Below are 17866 nucleotides of genomic sequence, written 5' to 3' on the forward strand. Positions count from 1 at the left end.
TGCTATGGACAATGCGACGCTTCCGCGCCTGTTGATCGAAAATGCCCGGCGCTTGGGCAACCGGGTTGCGCTCCGTGAGAAAGATTTCGGCATCTGGCAGACGGTCACCTGGCGGCAGTTCGCCGATCATGTGCGAGCATTCGCAATGGGCCTGCGCGCGCTGGGGGTCGAGCGTGGCGACAAGGTGGCGATTATCGGCGACAACCGCCCTGAGTGGCTCTACGCCGAACTGGCCGCCCAGGCGATCGGCGGCGCCTCGATCGGCATCTACCAGGACTCGGTCGCCGAAGAGGTGCGCTACCTGGTCGAGGCGTCCGATGCGCGCGTGATTGTGGCTGAGGATCAGGAGCAGGTCGATAAAATCATCGAAATCTGGTCCCACCTGCGCGGTGTGCTCAAGGTCATTTACTATGAGCCGAAGGGGTTGCGCAGTTACCGCGAGCCATACCTGGCCGGTTTCCCCGACATTGAAGAACTGGGGCGCGCCTTTGACCGCAAGCACCCCGGTTTGTTTGAGGCCGAAGTGGCACAGGGGCATCCCGACGACATCGCCATTCTCTCGACCACGTCGGGCACGACGGGCAAGCCCAAACTGGCGATGCTGACCCATCGCAACCTGATCAGTCAGGGCGCCGGACTGCTGGCGGTCGATCCGCTGGGACCGGACGATGAGTTTGTGAGTTTCCTGCCGCTGGCGTGGGTTGGCGAACAGATGATCACCGTGGCTGCCGGTCTCCAGTGCGGCTTAACGATCAACTTCCCAGAATCGACCGATACAGTGCAGGAGAACATTCGTGAGATCGGTCCGCGGGTGATGTTTTCGCCGCCGCGCATCTGGGAGAACATGCTCTCGCAGGTGCAGGTGAAAATCCAGGACAGCACACGGCTCAAACGAGCAGTCTATGAGTGGGGATTGCGGCAGGGGTACGCCATGGCGGACGCTCGCTTCAATGGCGCGACGCCTGGTCTGCTCTTGCGCCTGAAGTATGCGCTGGCGCGCCTGATCGTCTTCGAGGAACTGAAGGATCATCTGGGGTTGCGCTTCATCAAGCGCGCCTACACCGGCGGCGCCGCGCTTGGTCCTGATGTCTTTCGTTTCTATCACGCCATCGGCGTCAATCTGAAGCAGGTCTACGGTCAGACCGAAAGCGCCGGTCTCAGTGTCATTCACCGCGACGGGCAGATCAAGTTCCAGACGGTTGGCACGCCCCTTCCCAATACCGAGGTTCGGATTGCTGCAAATGGCGAGATTCTGGTCAAGGGCCCATCGGTGTTCATCGGGTACTACCGGAACCCGGAAGCGACCGCCGAAACGCTGCGGGATGGCTGGTTGCACAGCGGCGATGCAGGCTACTTCGACGAAGACGGGCACCTGGTGGTGATCGACCGCGCGAAAGATGTGATGACACTCAGCGATGGAACGATCTTCTCGCCGCAGTTCATCGAAAATAAACTGAAGTTCAGCCCCTATGTCAAAGAAGCGGTCGTGTTCGGCGGCAACTGGCCCTTCGTCACCGCAATCATCAACATCGACTTCGCCAATGTTGGGAAGTGGGCTGAGAATGCGCAGATCTCCTACACCACCTACACCGATCTGGCGCAGAAACCGGAGGTCTACGCGCTGATCCGCAGGGACGTGGAGCGCACGAACGCCGATCTTCCGCCAGCAGCGCGCATCCAGCGCTTTCTCCTGCTGCACAAGGAACTCGACGCGGATGACGGCGAACTGACGCGCACCCGCAAAGTCCGCCGCCGCCTGATCGCCGAGCGCTACCGCGAGATCGTGGAGTCGTTGTACGGCGATCAGAGCGACATCGAGGTTGAGACCACGATCACCTATCAGGATGGTCGGACGGCGTTAATCAAAACGCGCCTGCGCATCGAAGCCATGGAGGAAGCAGCGATGGTCGAAACCAATGGTCGGATGGCGCGCGCGCTTGCCAGGTAGCGTTCCCGGAGAGGCGTATGGAGAAATTGATCCAACTGACGCTGAGCGGCGTCGCCAATGGTGCGATCTTTGCGCTGGTTGCGCTGGGTTTCGTCCTGATCTACAAAAGCAGCGATGTGATCAATTTTGCGCAGGGCGAGTTGCTGCTGATCGGCGCTTACCTGACGTACACCACCGTAGAGATGATCGGGTTGTGGTGGCCCATCGGCGTGGTTATCGCCGTGGTGCTGGCGGCGATCGTCGGCGTGCTGGTCGAGCAACTGGTGCTGCGCCCGCTGATCGGCGAGCCGACCATCTCGGTCATTATGGTCACCATCGGGCTGTCGTCGCTGCTGCGCGCGATCATCGGCGGTATCTGGGGCGTGACGCCCAGAACTGCGCCGCAGTTCCTTCCCCGCGATACGATCACCCTGTTTGGGGCGAATGTCGGAGTAGACCGGCTCTGGGCGTTTGCGCTGGCGTTGACTCTCTTTGCACTGCTCACTCTCTTCTTCCGCTACAGTCGTGAAGGCATCGCTATGCGCGCCGTCGCCGACGATCAGCAGGCGGCGTTGAGCATGGGGATCAGCGTCAAGCGGGTGTGGGCGATTGCCTGGGCCATCGCAGCAGTGACCGCGTCGGTCGGCGGTATTCTGTTGATGAGCATCTTTGGCGGGGTCTCCGGTCAGATTGCCCGCGTTGGTCTGCTGGTCTTCCCGGTGGTGATCCTGGGCGGTCTCGACAGTATTCCTGGAGCGATTGTCGGTGGTTTGATCATCGGGTTGCTGCAATCGTTCGCCGGCGGGTACCTGCCGCCCGAACTCGGCATGGGCGAGGTCGTTCCCTTCATTGTGCTCCTGCTGATACTTCTGGTGCGCCCTTACGGTCTGTTCGGGCAGCGGATCATCGAGCGCGTGTAGAAACGGGGCGTCGCTATGCAAAGCGGAACTTTCCATACGTCGTATGCCGGCGATATGGCGTTGCGACCCTACTGGCCGCAGCGGGTGCGGATCGCCGTCGTGCTGATCGCCGTGCTGATCTTTCCCTGGTTCGCCGACCGTTACTGGCTGAACCTGGCGAATACCATCGCTATCGCTGCGATCGGTGCGATCGGTCTCAACATCCTGGTGGGATATACCGGTCAGATCAGTATCGGCCACGGCGGATTCCTGGCGGTCGGCGCGTATACTGCGGGGCTGCTCGCCGTTCGCCTGGACATGCCGATGTGGATCACCATTCCGGTCGCCAGCCTGTTCACCGCGCTGGTCGGCGCGTTCTTCGGGTTGCCGTCGGCGCGTCTCAAAGGTCTCTACCTGGCGATTGCAACCCTGGCATCACAGGAGATCATTATCTGGCTGCTCACGCACGGGAAATTGCTCGGCATCGGCGAATCGCTGTCCCTGCCGCCTGCGACGAATAATCTCTTTGGCGTGCCGCTCAACGCGCTCGGCAACAATGATTTCGTCTTCTACTGGATAACCGTCGGTTTCCTGGCGCTGACAGCCGTCTTTGTGAGCAATCTGTTCCGCTCGCGTACCGGGCGCGCATTCGTGGCGATTCGTGATCAGGACATCGCCGCCCAGGTTATCGGGGTGGACATCTTCCGCTACAAACTGCTCGCCTTCGCCACGTCCTCGTTTTTCGCCGGGCTGGCCGGCGCGCTGACAGCGCACTACCGCGGCGTCATTTCGTGGGAGCGCTTCACCATCGATACGAGCATTCTCTACCTGGCGATGATCATCATCGGCGGGTTGGGCAGCGTGTCCGGGTCGATCTACGGCGCAGCCTTCATGGTGCTGTTGCCAGCGATGCTGGCGAACCTGGCGCGCTCTGTAAGCGGTGTCGTGCCGGATATCAACTCCTATCTGCCCTTTATTCAGCAGGGTGCGTTTGGTCTGGCGATCATCCTCTTCCTGATCTTCGAGCCTGAAGGAATTGTCAAAATGTGGCGCAACGTCAAGGATTATTTCCGGTTATGGCCGTTCAGTTATTAGATTCACGACAAGGAGGACGGAATGCGCAACGAACGACGATGGTTCAGCATGCTCGCACTGATGCTGGCACTGGCGCTGCTGCTGGCGGCATGCGGCGGACAGCAGCAACCCCCCGCCACCGGTGGCGGAACCGGCGGTGGCGCTCCATCCGGCGGACCGCCGATCAAGATCGGCGCGATCTTCGACCTGACCGGCGCTACTGCGGACGTTGGAACACCCTACTCCAAAGGACAGATTGCCTTCATCGAGTGGAAGAATGCCAATGGCGGCGTTGCCGGTCGCCAGTTGCAACTGATCAGCCAGGATTACGCCTATGAGGTGCCGCGCGCCGAGGAACTCTACACCCAGTTCGTCACACAGGACAGGGTAGTGGTGTTCTCCGGCTGGGGCACCGGCGACACCGAGGCGCTCAAGGGCAAGATCACCGCTGATAAGATCCCCTTCATCTCGGCATCGTACTCGGCAACGCTGGCAAACCCGGCTGAGACGCCTTACAACTTCCTGGTCGCCCCTACCTACTCCGATCAACTGATCATCGCCATGAAGTGGGCGCTCGACGACTGGAAGGCGAAAGGGAAGAGCGGTGCGCCGAAGTTCGCCTACCTGATCAACGATAGCCCCTTCGGACGGTCGCCGCTGGCTGATGGCACCGCCTTTGCCACGGCGAACGGCGTCGAGACGCCGCTGGAAGTGCCGTCGCCGCGCGGCGCCACCGACCTGACGCCGCAGTTGACCCAGATCCGCGATTTTGGCGCCAATTACGTCTTCCTCCAGAATGTGTCGAGTCCGGCAGCACTGGCGATCAAGAATGCAAAGAGCCTGGGTCTTGACGTGCAGTTCGTCTGCCTGAACTGGTGCGCCAATGAACTGCTGATCAAACTCGCCGGCCAGGATGCTGAGGGCGTGGTCGGCGCCGTTCCGTTCAGCCCGGAAGGCGAAGGCGCGAAAGTGGCGCTCGACTTCGCGCGCGAGAAGGGGATCGATTACGGCGGCGCCGACAGCACCTTCGTGCAGGGATGGACGGCGATGTCCATCCTGGTTGCTGGCATTGAGCGAACACTGAAGGATGGCAAAGAGTTGACCGGCGAGAATATCAAAACCACGCTTGAGACGATGGGTCCGATCGACACCGGCGGCGTGACGCTGCCGGTCGTCTTCAGCACCACCGACCATGCCGGTGTGAAGTCGCTGCGGATGTTCCGCGTGCAGAACGGGAAGTGGGTGGCGATTACCGACTTCATCAGCGCGAAATAGGCGCCGGACAGCGGTGTGGTTGTGTGCCGACGATGCGCACAACCACACCTGTCGTGGAGCAACGCAGACGGCAGGGGAGATGGAACGCAGATGCAGCCAATGCTTGCCCTCAACAATGTTGAGGTGATCTACAACGATGTGGTGCTCGTTCTCAAGGGACTGTCGCTCGCGGTTCCGGAGGGGCGCATCGTTGCTCTGCTCGGCTCCAACGGCGCCGGCAAAAGCACGACGCTCAAGGCGATCTCCGGTCTGCTGAAGCCGGAGAACGGTGAGGTGACCGATGGCGAGATTCGCTTCCTCGGTCAACCGATCCACAAAAAGGATGCCGCCGAGATTGTGCGCATGGGCATCTTCCAGGTGCTGGAAGGGCGGCGCGTCTTCGAGCATCTGACGGTCGAAGAGAATCTGCGCGCGGGAGCATATACGAGCGGCTGGAAGGGGTTCGATCAGAGCCTGGACATGGTCTACTCCTACTTTCCGCGCCTGAAAGAGCGCCGCCGCCAGATTTCGGGGTTTCTGAGCGGCGGCGAGCAGCAGATGCTCGCAATTGGACGGGCGCTCATGGCGCATCCCAGACTGATCATGCTCGATGAGCCGTCGCTCGGGCTGGCGCCGCTGCTGGTCGAGGAGATCTTCCGCATCATCAGGCAGATCAACCAGGATCGTGGGGTGACCATCCTGCTGGTGGAACAAAATGCGCGGCTGGCGCTCGAAGCCGCCGACTACGCCTACATTATGGAGAACGGTCGGATCGTGCTTGAAGGATCGCCCGCCGATCTGAAGGACAACCCGGACGTGCGCGAGTTCTATCTGGGACTCAACGAGGTCGGGCGGCGCAAGAGTTACCGCGAGGTCAAAACCTACAAACGGCGCAAACGCTGGCTCTCATAAAGCGTGGACACAGCAATGATCGATCTCCAGACATTCTACGCCGGCTTCGACGCGCAGGTGCGCGAGATCGTCGCCTACGGATACGACCACTCCCCCGCATTTCGGCGACGCATGGACGCAGCCGGTCTGACGCCGGATGCCATCCAGACCGCCGCCGATCTTGCCAGATTGCCCGTGTTGCGCAAAGAGCAACTGGTGGAGATTCAGCGTCAGGGTCCAGGGTTGGGCGGCATGCTCACGGTGCCGCTGTCGGCGCTGCGACGGATATTCCAGTCGCCGGGCCCGATCTACGACCCGGAGCCGGATGAGCCGGACTCGTGGCGTTGGGCGCCAGCATTCCGCGCCGCCGGGTTCGGTCCTGACGATCTCGTTCTGAACTGCTTCGGCTACCACCTGACACCTGCCGGCGTGATGTTCGAGGAAGGCGCGCGGGCAGTGGGATGCACCGTCATTCCGGGCGGCATTGGCGGTCAGGCGCAGCAGATCGAGGCGCTGGCGCACCTGGGGATTACGGCATACGCCGGGTTGCCCAGTTATCTGAAGGCGCTACTGGAACGTGCCGCCGAACAGGGGCACGATCCGCGTTCCTGGTCGCTGAACAAGGCATTCGTTGCTGCCGAGCCGCTCCCCCCTTCATTGCGGGCGCTCTTCGAGGAACAGTACGGTATCCTCGTCTACGACGGCTACGGCACTGCCGAAACTGGCAACCTGGGATACAACGGTCCGGAGCGCCACGGATGGCACCTGCCGACCGATGCGCTGGTGCAGGTGTGCGATCTGAACAGCGGCGAACCGCTGCCGCCTGGACAGACCGGCGAAGTCGTGGTGACGCTGTTCCGACGCGATTACATTCTGGTGCGCTTCGCCGTCGGCGATCTGTCGGCAGTGATGGAACCGGGGCAACCGACGGTCATCCCGACGCCACGCCTGGTCGGGTGGCTTGGTCGCAGCGGCGACAGCGTGAAGGTACGCGGCATCTTCGTTCATCCACGGCACGTCGATGAAGCCATTCGCAGGATAAACGGCGTCGCAGGCTACCAGGCCGTCGTTGTTCGTGAACACCACCGCGACGACCTGATCTGCCGCATTGTGCCAGCAACTGACGCCGATGCGACGGAACTGAAGACCGTTGTCGAACAGGCGCTGTACGATGCGCTCAAACTCCACTGCCGGGTCGAGATTGTATCCGCGTTGCCCGAAGGCGCCAGACCGTTCGTTGATGAACGCACGTGGGAGTGAGGGCTTTTGCCCCTCGTCCCCCCAACCCCTTCTCCCACAAGGGGAGAAGGGGAAGTTTGGGCGTCCTGAAGCCCAAAACGAGAGAAGGAACGCAGGAGCCTCCCAAAAAACCGCCCTTGTCAGCCCCCAGACCTCAGGGATTCCCCGTTCCCTGGTTGGCGCGGCAGCGCGGCGTCCTGCGTTGCGCATTTCCGGGTCGGGCGCAGCGGCGCTTACTTCGGGCGCACCTGATGGAGAGTGAGCACTGTAGCAGTTCTCAGATACGTTGACCATTGTTCCTATCCGCCCTGTCACGTGAGGCGTCCGCCGTTAGCGGAGTGTAGACCGAAATTATGGAGATTGAGAATTTATTCCGCTATACCGCGCTAGCCGTGGGGCTGATGGTCTTTGAATAAATAATCCGCTATCCGAGACCGACATACTGTAAAAGCTTTGACGAGCCGGTTGCAAACGACGCGAAGAAGGCATCCAGGTGGTTGCGCAACTGATCGAGATCCGTCGCCCAGCGATGCACGCGGGTGACCTCCTGACGCATCCACCGCCACAGCTTCTCGATCGGGTTACACCACGACGCATACGTCGGCAACGGCATCAGTTGGATGGGCAGGCGGACATCTCCAGCCCGGCGCACGGCCCGCACACTGGGGGTGGCCGGCCCATTGCCAGGACGGGAAAACGCCCAGCGGGTTGTTTGCGGCTCAAGCGCCACCAGGACATCCGGATGAAAATGGACCGGCCAATTATCCAGAATGACATCGATGCGCTCAGCCTCAGGATAGGCAGCGCGCCGGTCCGGGAAGCACGGCGCCAGCGTCGCCAGGCCAATCGTCTTCGCCCGCCGGGTGACCACCTGGCCCGTCACAACGTCCAAACTGCCCACGATGCGCAGTTCGCAATCGGTCGCCAGACTCCGTTCCGCCCGCACCTGATCGGCGCCCGCCCGCCCATACCCGTTGGCCAGGGTCGGTTGCCGGGTGACCGTGACTTCATCCAGATACACGGTCACCACCTGGTTGGGGTGCGCGCGTGCATCCTCCACCACGTCTGCGATCTCCTGCAGTTTGGCCTGATCGTGGGGATCAGGGCGATGCACATGACTGCGGGCGCGCTGCCAGGTGATGCCCAACCGATCCAGAATACGGGCGATCCCGCGCAGCGAGGCGTCGCGCCCCCACGCCAACTGGCTGCGGATGGCGTCCAGGGTCCAGCGCGTCTGGGTCAGCCCGCACGGCCGCGGGTCACGGCGGACCAGATGCTCTACCTCAGTCGCCGCCGTCTCAGGGTCATGGCGGTCAGGGGGAAAAAGCGGGCGTGCGCCCGCGTCCGTCCCGGATGGGGAGGCTATCGATGCCCTCGGCTTCCCAGCGATTCAGCCAGAGATAGACGGTTTCCGGATGGCGCGGACGCAGCAAGCGTTCGCGGGCCACGACGGCAGGCGGTACGCCAGACGCGATGAGCAGTAATGCCGCCGCCCGTTCGCGCACATAGGGCTTGGGGGCGTGATCGCGCAGGTCTTCGAGGGCCTCCCGCTCCTCGACGGACACGTGAAGGGTCCGGCGTGCCAGCATCGCAACCTCCTGAGAAAGGCTTGACACGGATGAATATTAGTATAACGGAATATTTATTCAAAGTCCATAAGCCCTCGGCTAGCCAAGGCGAAGCCCGCCTGCGCGGGCTATACCGGATTATTTACTCAAAGACCATCATTTCGGTCGCCGCGTGGAGGGTGCGATTCCGTGAGTGTTCAGCCTCGTTCACCAGGTTCAACCTCGTGTGAGAACTGCTAATCCGGTATTCGCCTTGTGCCGTCGGGCTAAAGCCCTCGGCTATGCGAGGCGAAGCCCGCCTGCGCGGGCTATACCAGATTATTTATTCAAAGTCCATAAGTAGTCCGTAAACTAAGTTCTCTTGCATTCCGAGGTGATATCGGATAGACTGGTGGTATGAAAAAAGATCACCTGACTCTGACAGAGAACGACCGCACCACGCTTGAAGGACTGCTTGCCAAAGGTACGCTCGCGGTCAAGACTTTCAAGCGCGCGACCGCGCTGCTCGAACTCGATCGCGGCAAGACCCTGCGTGCGGTGGCTGAAACGCTCGATGTGACCTACACCACGGTCGCCGCTTGGCGCAACGGCTACCGCACCAAAGGGTTGGACTGTCTGTACGATGCGCCGCGTTCTGGCCGTCCGATTGTCATTGATGGCGCTCAGCGCGCCAAAGTCACGGCATTGGCGTGTAGCGATGCACCAGAAGGCCATGACCGCTGGACCTTGCGCCTCCTGGCTGAGAAAGTCGTCGAAGCTGGCTTCTGTGAGACGATCTCGCATACTATGGTTGGCACAATTCTAAAAAAAACGAGCTGAAGCCACATGTACAGCAGACCTGGTGCTTTGGCGCCCTCACTGCGGCCTTTCTGGCCCAGATGGAGCGCATTCTGGCACTCTATGCGCTGCCGTATGACCCGCACTATCCGGTAATCTGCTATGACGAACGGCCCTGCTTTCTGATCGGCGACACCCTCGTTCCGGCAGCGATGCAGCCAGGCAAGCCACGAAAACAGCACTACGAGTATGAAAAGCTTGGCTCGTGTGCGCTGCTGGCGGCAATCGAACCGCTGACTGGCAAGCGCCTGGCGCAGGTACACCCACAGCGCACCAAACGAGAGTACACGCTGTTTTGCCAAGCACTTGCCGCCCAGTATCCAAACGCGATCAAGATCCGACTGGTACAGGACAATCTCAACACCCACAACGCCAGTGCCTTCTATGAGCATTTACCGGCTGAAGATGCGTTTGCCTTAGCAGAGCGTTTCGAGTTCATCTACACACCCAAGTCGGCCTCCTGGCTCAATATGATCGAGTGCGAGTTCGCAGTGATCTCGCGCCTCTGCCTCAACAGGCGCATTCCATCGATCCAGACCTTGGGCCGGGAGGTGTTGGCCTTGTTCAACGAGCGCAGCGCCAAGGCGATCAAGATCAACTGGCAGTTCTCCATCCAGGCCGCTCGAACCAAGCTCAATAGCCACTACACCAAAGTCCATCCCGAGAATGAAAAATACAAGGAAACTTAGTTTACGGACTAATAAGCCCTCGGCTATGCGAGGCGAAGCCCGCCTGCGCGGGCGCGCGACGCTGCTCGTGCGGGCTGAAGCCCTCCCTGAAGCGCGGGGAAGCCCCTGCGGGGCTATGGCGTTCTCACTGCTGAGAGCGATGGGCAGCATGATTGAACCACGTGCGTCCTGGGTGCGCGGGCGTCCCCGCCCGCATGCGGAGACTGTGGGCTGATGGAGAGTGAGCAATAAATCCGGTATGCGCCCTCGCCGTCGGGCTGAAGCCCTCCCTGAGCGTGGGGAAGCCCCTGCGGGGCTCTGGCGTTCTCACTGCTGAGAGCGATGGGCAGCATGATTGAACCACGTGCGTCCTGGGTGCGCAGTGCGCGCGCATACCGGGGCGTGCGTCAGGGCGCAGCGCCGCTGCACCCCTCCACACTCGTCCACCATCACGAATGCATCGGCGGGACGGGTGCCCCGCCGGGTGCGGACGGCGGCGCGCGCTGCATCATCACGCTCGGTGGCGTGCAGCGTTTTTTTGACTAACCAGGGCGGGTGATGGCGCGATCCAGGGTGGAGCGTGCCACGGGGCGGTCGGGATGCGGCTGGTTCCTCCAGGCGGCGTGGACGTCGCGTGCGGCGTCCACGCCGCTTCGAGGCGGGCGCGCAGCACGTCCGGGTCGTGCTGATCGAAGCGTGGCGAACGGCCTGGCGCGAGGGTCGCTCCCGTGCGCGCCGTGCCAGGCCAGCGTTTGATGCTGGACAGACGGACGGCGAAGGTCGCGGCCACCGCACGGTGGGACATCCCCTGTTGGACGGCGGCAATGACTCGTTCACGAGGGTCAAGAGCACATGTGCGCATACCGACAGTTGACCATCGTTCAACTATTTGGGAACTGCTATAATTCAACGTTCATTACTTGCTGTCCTGTCCTCAAAGACAATGGTTGCGCTGCCGTCTTCTTCCACAGAGTTGCGGTTCAGGTTCTGGGGAGAGAGAGACGAAGACCCGGCTGGTGTGGTGAACCGCCAAGTCTCTGAGTTAGTGCCGATAGCGTAATCGTTTCGTGCAGATATCCACCACTCATAAGTGGTGTTAGCTTTCAGCTGGCTAATTGTGGTCTGCGTGGCACTCACCGACCAAAAGAAGTATCCCCTGTCGCCAGCCTCACGCCAATACACCAGGTACTCTATCGCACCAGATACAGGTGACCATTGCAGATTCACCGTTGTGGTCGGCGATGTGCTCCCATTGGTAGGAGCAACCAAAGTGGGAGCGGGCAAGATGGTTCCCCCTGAACCTGTGGTGAAAGACCATACTTCAGAATATGGGCCTTGGACATCACCACACATCAACCAGGCTCGCCAGTAGTAAGTAGCAGCGGGGTTCCAGTTTCTTGGAAAGCGGAATTCACTCACGCCAGAGGCGCGACTAGACCGCAAAGACCAAACACCTTGTGTGAAACCGGGGTCCTTTGCTACTTGCAAACGCAACACCGTCGCATTCGGGTTATTGCCGTTATCCAACCTGAACAAGGGGGCAATGGTATTCAAACTGCTTCCATTGGCAGGGCTAAGGAGTGTGGGAATTGCTGAGCAGCCCCCGTAGTTCCTGAACACTGCTGGCAGATAAGCGGCGGCGACCGGAGTGAAAGTGATTTCAGAAGTATAGCCTGAACCCGCCTGGTTTTGAGAAGCCTGCGAGAGGTCAGCCCCCAACCCATAAGATACCATATCTGGCATCACCACCTGGCTTGGGTCCTGTATTTCTGCCCCTTGAGCGACCATAGTCAATGTGAAAATGAGAAGAAGGGCCGAGGCAATGATGAGGGCGAACATTGAGAACATTCTGGCTTTCATCGCTGTGCTTCTTTCTTTTTCAACTATTTGGGAACTGTTGTGCCCAACTGCCTGCGGGTAAGTCGCATGCAGAGCATGTCAACTCTAAGAGCGTGATCAGAAACCATGATCTCGGATAGAGCGTTGCGATAGAACCAGGATAAAGAAAGGCTCCAATCGATTCTGGATTGCGATGTCCCTCCTTAAGCGCTTGTTGGACGGCACGACGGGTTTAGTGCGCACATGCTTTATGGGCGTGTCAGGGACAAACTATAAGCTCCTGTTTCGGTTCCTGCCCGACTGGCATCCGCAACTAAAAGAGTATAGGTTCCACTTCGTGGAAGTGTGCAATATGCCTCAGCTTGCCGTTCACTATAGCCCTCACAGGTCAATACTCCATTGGGTGCGTAAACTCTCATCCAGGGTTGAATGGTCTCGGATGTTCGGTTCATCCTGAGAACTACTTTGTCATCGGCCCTGCCCTCGAAGGTATAAGTATGTATCTCAGCGGGTGATGCGATAGTACCAGAGAGCGCTTGTCCAGGGGAAATCAACGTCGCTCTCCCTGGATTGTTAAGGCGCTGTATATACAATGTATAATTCCCTGTTTCAGTTCGTGCCCGACTTGCATCACTGGCTAATACCGTGTAGAGTCCAGTTCGAGGAATGATACAATCAGTCTTCTCGACAAAGCGTTCGGCATAGGCTTCACAGGTTAGCCTGCCATCAGGTGCGTACACACGAATCCACGGCTGGACTGTCTCTGATGCCCTCAGCATACGAATAAGTATCCTGTCGTCTACATTAGCCTCGAAGGAGTAGGTGTCGATTTGCGTGGGACGTCCTATCGAGCCGGAAAGAGGCTGTCCAAAGGCAATAGGCAGCGTTATTCCGGGATTGTTGAGCCGTTGGAGATAGAGAGTGTAGTTTCCTGTTTCTTTCCTCTCTCGGCTAGAGTCAGCTACTTGGATAGAATAGGTTCCACTGCGCGGTAGATGGCAATCGAGGAGATCCGCAAGTCTCTCGGCATAGGATTCACACACTTGCGCTTTATCTGGCGCGAAGACACGAATCCAGGGTTGCAATGTTTCTGATGCGCGTGCCATCCGGAGCATAACTCGATCGTCGGCCTGAGCATCAAAAGTGTACGTATCGATCTCGGATGCTGCGTCTATCGAACATTGAATAGTCAGGCCAAAATCAATTCTTTGGGGACAACGAACCAATTCAGGAGTCTGTCCGGGATTGGGAGTGGCAATTGATGCTTGTGAAGGGACTGTAGGTGTAGTTTGTGAGGTTGGTTGCGGTGTTGAACCACCAGTATTTACTCCGTGCCGTATTATTGCCGTTTGTGTGGCTTCAATCTGCCTGCGCGCTATCTCCAAAGCTTCTTGGGTGCTCACTAACTGTGCTATTCGCTCAGCGACGATGGTTGCCGTAGGGCCGGATTGAACAGGATTTGCTTGAGCAGTTGCGATTTCACGCTGCACAGCAAGTTGTTCATTAATAGACTTCATCAAGATTCGTTTTGATTTTTGGACTGCTTTTTGCGTTTCAGCCAAATTCGGAAGTTATGCAGCCCGCAACATGTTTCCATGACCATATCCCGAAATTCGGAACAACTGAAGCGGATAATGTCGTGAATGATTCGATACCGCTTGATATCGCCGATAACATGTTCAATACGAACGCGAACGGATGAGATACGCCGGTTTTCCTCCTTTTCCTGCGGCGTGAGGGTTCCATTGCGCGGCTTCTTCTTTGGCTGCATAATCTGGACGCCAGGCAGGGTAAATCCTTGAAATCCGGCGTCTTGATAGAGAATGCTCGCGTTTGGAAGGGTGTATCCCGCTTCATCCGCAATACATTTATCGTGGACCCTTCCTTCGTAGGTGTCACTCAAAAAGTGAATAGAGCCAAACTCATCAATGATGAGAACGTTCTTAAGCGTATGTCGTTTCTTCTTACCGCTGTAATACAACTCCCGGTCGACTTTGTCGCTTGGACGGCGAATGGGACGTTCTACGCCGTCATGGATAAAAAGGGGGGCGCTTTTGTCGCATGCGACGGTTCTTCACACGACGGTTCTTCACACGACGGTTCTTCACACGACGGTTCTTCACACGACGGTTCTTCACACGACGGTTCTTCACACGACGGTTCTTCACACGACGGTTCTTCCTGCAATCGCCTCGCCAGGTCGTCGGCAGTGCGCGCAGGCAGGAGATTTTGCTGTGAAAGCGCATAGTTCAGCGCTCCGTGCAAAAGATGCACCCATTTGCTTACGTTTGATTGGCTCATTTGAAAGAGGTGTCCGTGCATCACTTGCGTTGGGTTTTGTTTTAAGTAGGTCAAAATAAAGAGCAATTTATCTTCTGTTGTCGGAAGCGGCGAGTTTGCATACGAGACGTAGCGACGACAATATCGGACGCGGCCATCAATCGTGCGACGTTTCATATACGCTTCAAATGCGGCGTGGAAGATCGGAACCAGCGCGTGGAACTCTTCAACGGTCAGTCCGGTCATAGAGCGTAATTTCTCCGGATTTTCGATAATGGATCGATACTTACACATCGTTTTTCTCCATTTTCAGATTGTACAAAAATAGTATATCACTAAATCTTGATGATGTCTAATAATTGCAATCACTGAAGCTTGAGTAAAGTCTGAAGATAGACTGGCTTTATCTGCCTGACGAAGCTGAAGGTATGCTATGACAATACTGACGATTGCTAGCAGCCCAGTAAACCCACCAATTGTCGTCCAGATACGCCCACCTCGGCTTGTCTGTCCTTTCATCATATTGCCCTCTCTCGTACTCCAGTGTCTGAAGAGAACCTTTCGCCTTTATCCATACGCCGATCAACGTCGGTCAGGCGCCTGACCTTCGGTGACGCAGCGGTGACGAGCGGCGCGCTGGTGACCCATTGCGCATCGGTCAGATCGGTCGCATCGTGAGTCGGATAAAATCGACGCTCACGTTTCGGCATACGCTCCTTCTCCGCATCAGAACGCCATGTTCAGCATCGATACCACAAATCCAGGTTTTTGATCACGCTCTCAGAAGCCTTGCTATCCGGCTCGACCGTAACCAGCGCCAGCGTGGCGTTCGTCGGGATGCTCAATGGATCTCTGGACTTGATACTGGGGTCACCTCGCCCTGGCAGAAGCTACAGCGCGAGGCGTCGCCGGGGATTATCTCCTTACAGTGTGGGCACCGCTGCTTCGGTTTCAAAAATGCAGCGATGAGCAGCCAGATCGGCCCCAGAATCAGCAGCAGTAGAATTGCCCACCAGCCAAACAGCACGAACAACGGGCAGCCAACGTTCCAGGTTATCCCCGTGAAGTAGCCCTTCCGCCCAATCCAGATCATGCCAGCGAGCGCACTTCCAACCCAGAGTACAATCATGCAATGGATCAGCGTGTAGCCGAAATCTGAATTGTTCATGCCATCGACCTTTCCCTCAATGAGTGCTGGCTAACCGAAAGCATATTCCTATAGAGCCTATCCGAAAAACTGGTATACTCATTGATGAACCGAAAGGCGTTGACTGGGACTTGCTGAGCATAGACGGGGCGATGACCAGGGCGACGCTCGGAGGTAAAAAACCGGCCCCAATCCGACCGACCGCGGGAACGCGGGCATCGAGTGATCGTTGCTGAACGAGGGGCATGGCGTCCCCATCGGCGTGGCGATTGATGGAGCCAATCGCCACGATATGAAACTGGCGCCTGCGACCATCGAGCGCATCGTCGTGGAGCGACCGGCGCCGACGGAGGAGCGACCGCAAGGCATGTGCCTGGATAAAGGCTATGATGATGAAGAAGTGCGCGCGACCGTGCGCGAAGTTGGCCTCACCGCGCACATGCGCAGTCGCGGCGAGGAAGCCAGAGACATCGCGCACGAAGCTGGCAAGCGCGCACGGCGCTGGGCGGTTCCCTGCTGACAAAGATGGCTTAATCGGTTTCGCTGCGTGCTGATACGCTGGGAGAAAAAGCCCGAGCATTATCTTGCCTTCCTCCACTTCGCCTGTGACGTGATCGCCTTGCGTGCCGCCGGGTTATTCGGATGGGTTCTTACGCCCCGTGCCGCAGCCACCGCGACGCTCCTATGGCACTCGTCGGTACTCAGTGGTCGTGCCCGAGAGCGTGTTCACCACCACCATCGTGTCGCCACTCACCTTAACACGCCAGATCTCGCTGACGGAGTGACCAAAGATCCCCTGCTCCCTCCAGTCGATGCGCAGCGTCTGATCATCCAGCCACTGATAGCGGCCGGTGAAAACTGCGATCTCCCGGTTCGAGGTGACTGAGCCGTTCGGGAAAAACTCAAGGTTCTCCGTCACATTGCCCCAGAGCATCACATAGCCGAGATCGGCCTGCCAGCGCCCGATGATGGCCGATCTGGCGCCGGTGTTGATCACGCTGATGAACGCCAGCGCGATCAGCACCGTCAGCACAACTGTGATCAGCAACAGGATGCGGAGCAGGCCGGAGGATTGGCGTTTGACGACGACTGCGGTTGTCGTTGCGCTCAGTGCCTGGCCCGGCGCCGCTGGCTCCTGGACGGCGTCGCCGACTGCAGTTTCTCGGATCACGCTGCCGACCGCATTCCCGCACTTTACGCAGAACCGCGCCCCTTCCATCAACTCGGACTTACATACGGAACAGCCAGCCATCGGTGTACCTCCCCCGTGACCGAATCAATTGCTGTGCCGTGCGCTCTCACAAACCCTATCATTCGTCTGAGGTATACCGCTGCATCCCTCCCGCCTCACCGCTTACCGATGCCCCGGTGGTGCGGGTCCGTCAAGTTGTGCCTGCCCTTGACCCCTGTGCGATTGAAGCCGGTGCTACGGTCCTTCTGGCTGGCCGCTGGCCTGTGGTGGTGATGAATCCGTGACCGGCTCAGGCGTGACGAGCAGGAGCAGCGATGCCCCACCGAGTACGATGGTCGCCGCCGCGCTCAACCAGAAGCCCCAGAGCAGGTTGAGCACACCTTCGGATCGGCCGGTGTCGTAAATACCAATCCCCACCGGGCAGAGTGCGATGAGTCCACTCAGGAGTCCGCCGATGGCAAAGCCACGCACGCTGCGCAGCGACTGACCGGCGCTTATCCGCTCGTGGGCCAGGAAGCTGACAAGTACGCCAGCTATGCCCGCTATCGGGAAGAGAATGAGGAAGATTCCATCCTTAGGTTCCTCGTATTGCGATGGCAGCGATGCCTGGAACGCCTCCACTCCGGTGAAGGTGCGGTTGGCGCAGGAGACGAAGGGTGAGAAGAAGAGGAAGATCAATGCGAAGCTCGCCAGCAGCATGGTACGCACCAGTCCCTGCGGCTGCACGATGGCGCGTGCTGGCTGGACCGCGCCAGCTGTCACCAGTTCGCCCTGCGGCGGCGCACTGCGGGTGACCATGGCTGCCGACCCGTCGCCTGTGCTGACCGGCGCCCCGCAAACCATGCAGAAGCGAGCCTCCGCCGACAGATCTGCATCACATGCCTTACACCGGTTCATCGTTCCCTCCGCGTCATAACCAGGCATGAACTACCTCCTCACAGCTCACAGAAATGTTGATAGCTCTGTTGAACCTGCCTGAACAACGACAGTACGGCGCCGCCCTGCCCGGAGTAAGATGTGTGGTAGAATGTTTTTCGTGGTGACGGTGCTC

Annotated in this window: 18 protein-coding genes and 1 pseudogene; 10 read left to right on the forward strand and 9 right to left on the reverse strand. The window is 58.8% G+C overall.

Translation table 11 applies throughout. The features are described 5' to 3' along the window. Positions 1–4: 4 nt before the first annotated feature. The 6 genes from ROSERS_RS03215 (at position 5) to ROSERS_RS03240 (ending at position 7305) form a co-directional block, all read left to right on the forward strand. Positions 5–1948 carry a long-chain fatty acid--CoA ligase gene (locus ROSERS_RS03215; protein WP_011955401.1) on the forward strand — a complete coding sequence of 648 codons (1944 nt, stop codon included), beginning with the start codon at positions 5–7 and terminating at the stop codon, positions 1946–1948. Positions 1949–1965: 17 nt separating this feature from the next. Then, positions 1966–2847 (forward strand): branched-chain amino acid ABC transporter permease, encoded by an 882-nt coding sequence (locus tag ROSERS_RS03220; protein WP_011955402.1) that lies wholly within the window; start codon positions 1966–1968, stop codon positions 2845–2847. Between the two features lie 15 nt (positions 2848–2862). Continuing rightward, positions 2863–3921, forward strand: coding sequence for a branched-chain amino acid ABC transporter permease (locus tag ROSERS_RS03225; RefSeq protein WP_011955403.1), 1059 nt, complete (start codon positions 2863–2865; stop codon positions 3919–3921). Positions 3922–3942: 21 nt separating this feature from the next. Next, positions 3943–5175 carry an ABC transporter substrate-binding protein gene (locus ROSERS_RS03230; RefSeq protein ID WP_011955404.1) on the forward strand — a complete coding sequence of 411 codons (1233 nt, stop codon included), beginning with the start codon at positions 3943–3945 and terminating at the stop codon, positions 5173–5175. Positions 5176–5274: 99 nt separating this feature from the next. Next, the gene (locus ROSERS_RS03235) at positions 5275–6066 is read left to right on the forward strand and encodes an ABC transporter ATP-binding protein (protein WP_085979444.1); all 792 of its coding nucleotides are present in this window, start codon (positions 5275–5277) and stop codon (positions 6064–6066) included. A gap of 15 nt (positions 6067–6081) precedes the next feature. After that, the gene (locus ROSERS_RS03240) at positions 6082–7305 is read left to right on the forward strand and encodes a phenylacetate--CoA ligase family protein (protein WP_011955406.1); all 1224 of its coding nucleotides are present in this window, start codon (positions 6082–6084) and stop codon (positions 7303–7305) included. Between the two features lie 403 nt (positions 7306–7708). On the opposite strand, the gene ROSERS_RS03245 is transcribed toward ROSERS_RS03240, so the two are convergent. Together ROSERS_RS03245 and ROSERS_RS26650 are read right to left on the reverse strand one after the other, a co-directional pair. Next, on the reverse strand, positions 7709–8674 hold the full coding sequence (locus ROSERS_RS03245) for an IS630 family transposase (RefSeq protein WP_332249094.1): 966 nt from the start codon (positions 8672–8674) through the stop codon (positions 7709–7711). Then, positions 8598–8873 carry a helix-turn-helix domain-containing protein gene (locus ROSERS_RS26650; protein ID WP_041332904.1) on the reverse strand — a complete coding sequence of 92 codons (276 nt, stop codon included), beginning with the start codon at positions 8871–8873 and terminating at the stop codon, positions 8598–8600. The genes ROSERS_RS03245 and ROSERS_RS26650 overlap by 77 nt, the downstream gene beginning before the upstream one ends. Before the next feature lie 375 nt (positions 8874–9248). On the opposite strand from ROSERS_RS26650, the gene ROSERS_RS03260 reads away from it, so the two are divergent. From ROSERS_RS03260 to ROSERS_RS03275, 3 genes are all read left to right on the forward strand, one after another. Beyond that, positions 9249–9671 (forward strand): helix-turn-helix domain-containing protein, encoded by a 423-nt coding sequence (locus tag ROSERS_RS03260; protein ID WP_011955408.1) that lies wholly within the window; start codon positions 9249–9251, stop codon positions 9669–9671. Continuing rightward, entirely contained in the window at positions 9668–10378 is a 711-nt protein-coding gene (locus ROSERS_RS03265; RefSeq protein ID WP_157040950.1) for an IS630 family transposase, read from the forward strand. Before ROSERS_RS03260 ends, ROSERS_RS03265 begins: the two co-directional genes overlap by 4 nt. A 330-nt stretch (positions 10379–10708) precedes the next feature. Continuing rightward, positions 10709–10903: a hypothetical protein gene (locus ROSERS_RS03275; protein ID WP_157040951.1), complete on the forward strand. Its 195-nt coding sequence runs from the start codon at positions 10709–10711 to the stop codon at positions 10901–10903. Positions 10904–11263: 360 nt separating this feature from the next. Here ROSERS_RS03275 and ROSERS_RS03285 read toward each other — a convergent pair whose 3' ends face one another. The 5 genes from ROSERS_RS03285 to ROSERS_RS03300 form a co-directional block, all read right to left on the reverse strand. Next, complete coding sequence (locus tag ROSERS_RS03285) at positions 11264–12217, reverse strand: fibronectin type III domain-containing protein (protein ID WP_011955411.1); 954 nt, start codon at positions 12215–12217, stop codon at positions 11264–11266. Positions 12218–12444: 227 nt separating this feature from the next. Continuing rightward, the gene (locus tag ROSERS_RS25785; RefSeq protein ID WP_157040952.1) at positions 12445–13758 is read right to left on the reverse strand and encodes a hypothetical protein; all 1314 of its coding nucleotides are present in this window, start codon (positions 13756–13758) and stop codon (positions 12445–12447) included. Next, positions 13713–14770, reverse strand: a protein-coding gene (locus ROSERS_RS24655) for an IS5-like element ISRfsp3 family transposase (RefSeq protein WP_085979421.1) whose coding sequence is annotated in 2 segments (ribosomal slippage) — positions 13713–14239 and positions 14239–14770 — 1059 coding nt in all. Because the reading frame shifts where the segments join, the coding sequence is not laid out codon by codon here. Before ROSERS_RS24655 ends, ROSERS_RS25785 begins: the two co-directional genes overlap by 46 nt. 224 nt (positions 14771–14994) lie before the next feature. Beyond that, complete coding sequence (locus ROSERS_RS25790; protein WP_157040953.1) at positions 14995–15186, reverse strand: hypothetical protein; 192 nt, start codon at positions 15184–15186, stop codon at positions 14995–14997. A gap of 131 nt (positions 15187–15317) precedes the next feature. Continuing rightward, positions 15318–15644, reverse strand: a complete 327-nt coding sequence (locus ROSERS_RS03300) for a hypothetical protein (protein WP_011955413.1) — start codon at positions 15642–15644, stop codon at positions 15318–15320. An 83-nt stretch (positions 15645–15727) separates the two neighbouring features. Here ROSERS_RS03300 and ROSERS_RS26655 point away from each other — a divergent pair. Then, positions 15728–16260 (forward strand): annotated as a pseudogene (locus tag ROSERS_RS26655) (IS5 family transposase); the annotation flags it as partial. A 45-nt stretch (positions 16261–16305) separates the two neighbouring features. Here ROSERS_RS26655 and ROSERS_RS24660 read toward each other — a convergent pair. Further along, positions 16306–16794: a hypothetical protein gene (locus ROSERS_RS24660; RefSeq protein WP_157040954.1), complete on the reverse strand. Its 489-nt coding sequence runs from the start codon at positions 16792–16794 to the stop codon at positions 16306–16308. 255 nt (positions 16795–17049) lie between these two features. Further along, complete coding sequence (locus ROSERS_RS03315) at positions 17050–17739, reverse strand: zinc ribbon domain-containing protein (RefSeq protein WP_011955415.1); 690 nt, start codon at positions 17737–17739, stop codon at positions 17050–17052. Positions 17740–17866: the final 127 nt, after the last annotated feature.

Source organism: Roseiflexus sp. RS-1 (assembly GCF_000016665.1).
Classification (GTDB): domain Bacteria; phylum Chloroflexota; class Chloroflexia; order Chloroflexales; family Roseiflexaceae; genus Roseiflexus.

What these genes read in the sequence shown, in the direction of transcription:
- ROSERS_RS03285 (WP_011955411.1), bottom strand. Translation starts at nt 12,217, where the DNA reads ATGAAAGCCAGAATGTTCTCAATGTTCGCCCTCATCATTGCCTCGGCC.
- ROSERS_RS03240 (WP_011955406.1), top strand. Translation starts at nt 6,082, where the DNA reads ATGATCGATCTCCAGACATTCTACGCCGGCTTCGACGCGCAGGTGCGC.
- ROSERS_RS03300 (WP_011955413.1), bottom strand. Translation starts at nt 15,644, where the DNA reads ATGAACAATTCAGATTTCGGCTACACGCTGATCCATTGCATGATTGTA.
- ROSERS_RS03275 (WP_157040951.1), top strand. Translation starts at nt 10,709, where the DNA reads ATGATTGAACCACGTGCGTCCTGGGTGCGCAGTGCGCGCGCATACCGG.
- ROSERS_RS03230 (WP_011955404.1), top strand. Translation starts at nt 3,943, where the DNA reads ATGCGCAACGAACGACGATGGTTCAGCATGCTCGCACTGATGCTGGCA.
- ROSERS_RS03220 (WP_011955402.1), top strand. Translation starts at nt 1,966, where the DNA reads ATGGAGAAATTGATCCAACTGACGCTGAGCGGCGTCGCCAATGGTGCG.
- ROSERS_RS03225 (WP_011955403.1), top strand. Translation starts at nt 2,863, where the DNA reads ATGCAAAGCGGAACTTTCCATACGTCGTATGCCGGCGATATGGCGTTG.
- ROSERS_RS03235 (WP_085979444.1), top strand. Translation starts at nt 5,275, where the DNA reads ATGCTTGCCCTCAACAATGTTGAGGTGATCTACAACGATGTGGTGCTC.
- ROSERS_RS25790 (WP_157040953.1), bottom strand. Translation starts at nt 15,186, where the DNA reads ATGCCGAAACGTGAGCGTCGATTTTATCCGACTCACGATGCGACCGAT.
- ROSERS_RS26650 (WP_041332904.1), bottom strand. Translation starts at nt 8,873, where the DNA reads ATGCTGGCACGCCGGACCCTTCACGTGTCCGTCGAGGAGCGGGAGGCC.
- ROSERS_RS03215 (WP_011955401.1), top strand. Translation starts at nt 5, where the DNA reads ATGGACAATGCGACGCTTCCGCGCCTGTTGATCGAAAATGCCCGGCGC.
- ROSERS_RS03260 (WP_011955408.1), top strand. Translation starts at nt 9,249, where the DNA reads ATGAAAAAAGATCACCTGACTCTGACAGAGAACGACCGCACCACGCTT.
- ROSERS_RS03315 (WP_011955415.1), bottom strand. Translation starts at nt 17,739, where the DNA reads ATGCCTGGTTATGACGCGGAGGGAACGATGAACCGGTGTAAGGCATGT.